Below are 5,231 nucleotides of genomic sequence, written 5' to 3'. Positions count from 1 at the left end.
GTTTTGAACAGGCTAAAGCCGTATAAAAAAGCGGAACTCTTTAAAAGAGTCCCGCTTTCTTTGAGATGGAATTATTTATTTTTTCTTTCTTCTAAGCATCTGAATAAGACCGATCATAGAACCACTTCCAAGTAAGCCTGCTACTAACGGTACAGTGTTTGTTGCATCGCCAGTCTTAGGATTGTTTGTTTTAACCTCAGACTTGTTTGTATCAGCTTTATCCTGATCGTTGTTCTGATTATCGTTGTTTGGTTTCTCCGGTGCTACAGTTGGTTTGTTCTGATCTGGATCTGTCGGCTGATCTGGATCTTCTGGATCTACTGGCTGATCTGGATCTTCCGGATTCGGGGTAGGTGTCGGATTTTCCGGATTCGGGGTAGGTGTCGGATTTTCCGGATCCGGAGTAGGAGTTGGCTCTTCCGGATCTTCTTTCTCTGCACGTACTGTAACAACTACTGTCTCATTCTCAATCGGCAGATCTCCTACGATTGCAATTACATAACCTTCCGGTACATCTGTCAGAACGCTTGTGTTGATATAGGTAGCATCTTTCTCTACTGTAAGTGCTCCTGCACCAACTTCTGTTCCATCTTCTGTTACATATTTAACAGCAATATTTCTCTGCTCAGCTTCAACCTGTCTGATTTTAACTTTAGCAACTGTTGAAGTTCCAAGATAGATATCGCCTACTTCACAAAGCTCCCATCCTTCTGGTACATCTGTCAGAAGGCTTGTGTTGAAGTAAGATGCATCTTCATCAATTGTGATAGAAGAAACTGCTACCTCATGCTCATCCTTTTCATCAATGTAGCTTACAATGATATCTTTTGTGCGAGCTGCTTCTGTTTTTCTGATTTTAACTTTGGCAACTGTTGAGCTTCCAAGATAAATGTCACCTACTTCTGCAAGTGTCCATCCTTCCGGTACATCTGTCAGGAGGCTTGTGTTGAAGTAAGATGCATCCTCATCAATTGTGATAGAAGAAACTGCTACCTCATGTCCATCTTTTTCATCAACATAGCTGATGATGATATCTTTTTCGCGTTTTACTGTTTCTCTGATAAGAACATCAACAGAATCAGCATCTCCTACATAAACATCACCAATGTTTGCGATTTCCCATCCTTCCGGAACGCCTGTCAGGATGCTTGTGTTAAAGTATGTTGCTGTATCTTCCAGAGTTACGGAAGAAGCAGCGATTGTAGTGCCGTTTGCATCTACATAGTTTACTGCAACATCTTTCGTATAAGTTTTTTGTCTTACAACTACAGTTGCTGTGTTGTTATCATTGATCGGGATATCGCCAACAACTGCAATGATCCAGCCATACGGCACATCTGTAAGAATATTTGTGTTAAAGTATGTTGCGTCCTCATCAACCTTAATAGTTGTGGTGAGTACCGGATTTCCGTCTTCATCCACATAATCTACTACAACATCTTTTGTGTACTCTTTTGCTCTTACCTGAACAGTTAAAGTATTCTCTGTGTCAAATGCAAGATCTCCTACATTTACAAGCTCATATCCATAAGGAACGTTTAATTTGCTTGTATTTACATAAGTGTCACCGACACCTACAACAAGATCCTGAGTTCCTACATTTTTATTATTTTCATCTACATAGCTTACAATAACATTTTTGTCAGTTACTACCTGTGCTTCTCTGACAAAGACATTCATAGTATCGCCATTGCCGATATACATATCGCCAACCTGGCAAAGCTCATATCCCTTCGGAACAGCCAGACAGCTTGTATGGAATGTTGTAGCTTCAGCAGCAATCTCAATTTCCTGGTTTGGAGAAATAACATCTCCGGATTCTGTTACAAGGCTTACATAAATTGTTCTTGTTTCAGCATCTGCTTTTCTTACTTCAACATTCACTGTATCATTTGTACCAAGGTATACGTCTCCAACATTGCAAAGAACCCAGCCTTCCGGTGCTGTAAGAAGATTTGTGTTGAAATAAGTTGCATCGGAATCAATTTCAATGGCCTGGATTCCATTTTCAAGAGGCTGCTTTGTCTCTTCGTCAATGAAGCTTACATATACAGTTCTTGTTGTAGCAATTTCTCTTACTTCTACATTAACTGTATCTCCCTCTCCAACATATACATCTCCCACATTGCAGATCTCGTATCCGTTCGGTGCTGTAAGTTTGCTTGTGTTAAATATAGTATCCTTTGCACCAACTTCGATTGACTGGATATCACCAACCTGGAATTTTGTGTTTTCGTCAATAAAGCTTACATATACAGTTTTATATTCCGGTGCTGTTTTTCTTACCTTAAGTGTAATGGCATTGCTGTTCGCATCAATATCCACATCACCTACCCTGCAAAGCTCATAGCCTTCCGGTACTGTTACCAGGCTTGTATTGAACTGTGTTGCATCATTTGCAATCTGGATAGCTGCTACATCCGGAAGGATTTTTCCTGTTTCTTCATCTTCAAAACTTACGAATACTGTTCTGTTTTCTGCTTTCACTTTTTTTACAGTAACATTTACCTGATCAGCGCCTGTCACATTGCAGTCACCAGCTACAGCAATTTCATAGCCTTCCGGTACATCTGTCAGCTGAGAATAATTGAAATTATAATAAACAGTTTTATCCTCAGTATACTGTGGTTCAACAGTAATGCTTCCTTTACCAACAGATGTTCCGTTTTCTAACTGATAATTAATCTGAACAGTTTTAGCTGTATGCTCTGGTGTTTCTGCCTTATCTGTTAATGTAAGCTGTATCCAACGCTGATTTTTTGATACGCTGAAATCTCCGGTTCCGCCAAGGATCTCTTTGCCTTCCGGCACACCTACCACATCAGCATAGCGGCAAATGTAATAGCCGTTTGCACAATCATATGGTGTAACGCTTCCACTTCCGATTTCGGTACCGTTTTCATCTACAAAGATAACAGTACAATTTTCAAGTACTACATCTGCTGTTGTTTCTTCTGTCTCTTCTTCGCCAGCCTCGTCTGTTGTTTCTTCTGTCTCTTCCTCTGTTGTTTCTTCTTCTGCCACGTCTTCGCTGTCTTCTTCTGCCAGTGCGTCTTCATCGACTACTGGTGTGAGAGTCTCATCTTCTACTGTGTCCTCAGCGCCGGCTTCAATAGCTGTATCCATAGATGCAGCTGTTACGCCTACTGTGCTTGTGAGAACTACAGAGGAGCTGAGACCAACCATGAGAAGTTTTCTTACTACTTTGTTTTTCATAGCTTCTTTTTCCTCCATCTCTGATTTTAGGGATTTTTCCCTAATCCTATGTATCGTTCTTATTATACCCCCCCCCGTGTTGTTAAGTCAAGGCAAATTCGCCTATTTTTACCTGTTTTTCAACATTTTTACACTTGACATTTTTACAGATTCCAGCAACTTTTCCCTGCAAACAACAAACAAAAAAAGACACTGTCTCCAATTATTGACAGTGTCCGTAAATTGTCAGATTTTTCAGATCAATTCTCCCATAATGGAAGTATAAATATCCTGGCATTTCTGGGGCCAGCTTTTACATATGGCCCGCGCAGCCTCTTTACTGGGCGCAGCCATTATCAGATCCATGATCGTAGCATCCTTTTCGATCAGCTGGCACCGAACCGCATAGGTTCCCTGAGGCGTTGTATAATAATCGGCCGGCATAAGGATCCTTTCCGGCATCTCGTATCCATAATCTCTCAGAAATTCTTCAATTTCATTTCTGATATCCTGAGAAAGATCATTTTCAAAGTAGGAAAGTGTTTTGCTCCCCTCATCTGTCAGCTCATAATGAGAACTGTTAGAAACTGTCCTCCGTATCAGAAGCCCTGTTTCCACCAGTTCTGACAGCACCTGCTGAAGATGAAGGTAATCCGTGTACTCTCTGTCCAGCACAAACTCTGAAATCTGAGAATTTGTCAGCTCTTCCCTGGAATGCTGGGCCATATAAAGTACCATCAGTTTATAAATTGTAAATGGTTCTGCCATTCTACCACCTCTTTCTCGTTTACATCCGGAGCATGTCAGTTCCTTCAGCACTTTCACAATCAGGAACTTTCAAACTTTTTCCCTGGTAACTGTTCTGTTCTTTCATCTGATGGTGAAGCAGATTCAGAACCTCCCGTTTTCTTGATGCCCACAAAGGAGCGATCAGAAGATCTTTTGGCCCGTCTCCTGTAATCCTGTGGATAACGATTTCCGGATCAAGATTTTCCAGACATTCAATCAGTAAAGCCAGATATTCTTCTCTCTCATAAACATGAAATCTTCCTGCAAGATAATCATATGCCAGGTCTGTCCCTTTCAGAACATGAAGAAGCTGAAGCTTGATCCCCTGGATGTCCTTTTTGTTCAGATATCTCATTGTCTCAAGAATCTCTTCCCTGCTTTCTCCCGGAAGCCCCAGAATCGTATGAACGATCACTTCAATATTCCGTTTGCGGAGATTCTCCACAGCCTGATCGAAGCAGGAAAGCCGATATCCCCTTCTGATGTACTGAGCTGTTTTTTCATGGATCGTCTGAAGCCCCAGCTCGATCCATACCGGCTTGATCCGGTTCAGCTCTTCCAGAAGATCCAGTACCTCCTCTCCCAGACAGTCCGGTCTGGTTCCTACAGACAGGGCTACGATCCCTGGATGAGACATTGCCTCCTTAAAAATCTTCCTGAGATATTCCACCGGCGCATAGGTGTTGGTATACGCCTGAAAATACGCAATATATTTCTGAATAGGCCGCTTGGCGGAAAGAAGCGCGATCTGGCTTTCAATCTGCTCTGTGACAGACAGAGATACGTCTGCCGCAAAATCTCCGCTTCCTCCCTCGCTGCAGAAAATACAGCCTCTTGTCCCAAGAGTTCCATCCCTGTTTGGACAGGACATCCCCCCGTTTAAGGTTACCTTATAGACCTTTTCACCAAAACGCTCCCTGAGCATATAGTCCAGGGAGCGATAAGGTTTTCCGTTCCAGCTCTTACGCTGTTCCCGGCATTCTCTGTTCAGTTCTTTCATCAGGGCATTACCTCTGTTTCCTCCGGAGTCAGTTCCTTTGGAATATACTTGTCAAAAATTTTTACAAAAAAGTGCGAATTACCATATGCGATCACTGCCGGTCCAAACAGAATCACCAGCATAATCAGCGACATCTGTATCTGAAATGACGGAATAAATAAAATCAGGATCGGACAGGCACAGATCAGCAGCATCAAAAATGTAAAAGGAAGATGACGTATCGCCATTAAAAACGCATTTTTGAATG

At 42.0% G+C, this 5,231-nt stretch carries 3 protein-coding genes and 1 pseudogene; all 4 read right to left on the bottom strand.

The window, feature by feature from the left end:
* Window positions 1–75 precede the first annotated feature (75 nt).
* Complete coding sequence (locus QVP40_RS07795) at window positions 76–3,216, bottom strand: LPXTG cell wall anchor domain-containing protein (RefSeq protein ID WP_022067905.1); 3,141 nt, start codon at window positions 3,214–3,216, stop codon at window positions 76–78.
* A gap of 234 nt (window positions 3,217–3,450) precedes the next feature.
* A complete protein-coding gene (locus tag QVP40_RS07790) occupies window positions 3,451–3,963 on the bottom strand; it encodes a DUF4364 family protein (RefSeq protein ID WP_022067904.1) in 513 nt (170 codons plus the stop codon).
* 19 nt (window positions 3,964–3,982) lie between these two features.
* Entirely contained in the window at window positions 3,983–4,984 is a 1,002-nt protein-coding gene (locus QVP40_RS07785) for a TIGR01212 family radical SAM protein (protein ID WP_022067903.1), read from the bottom strand.
* Window positions 4,984–5,231: pseudogene (locus QVP40_RS07780) on the bottom strand (YesL family protein); the annotation flags it as partial. The pseudogene QVP40_RS07780 and the gene QVP40_RS07785, both read right to left, overlap by 1 nt.

Source organism: Blautia sp. CAG:257 (genome assembly GCF_000433815.1).
GTDB classification, from domain to species: domain Bacteria; phylum Bacillota; class Clostridia; order Lachnospirales; family Lachnospiraceae; genus Blautia_A; species Blautia_A caecimuris.
Note: the sequence above shows the minus strand (reverse complement) of the source record. Positions and strands in the feature narration are given on the sequence as shown.

Bases quoted from the DNA above. Each gene is read 5' to 3' on its own strand.
- QVP40_RS07785 (WP_022067903.1), bottom strand. From the start codon at position 4,984: ATGAAAGAACTGAACAGAGAATGCCGGGAACAGCGTAAGAGCTGGAAC.
- QVP40_RS07795 (WP_022067905.1), bottom strand. From the start codon at position 3,216: ATGAAAAACAAAGTAGTAAGAAAACTTCTCATGGTTGGTCTCAGCTCC.
- QVP40_RS07790 (WP_022067904.1), bottom strand. From the start codon at position 3,963: ATGGCAGAACCATTTACAATTTATAAACTGATGGTACTTTATATGGCC.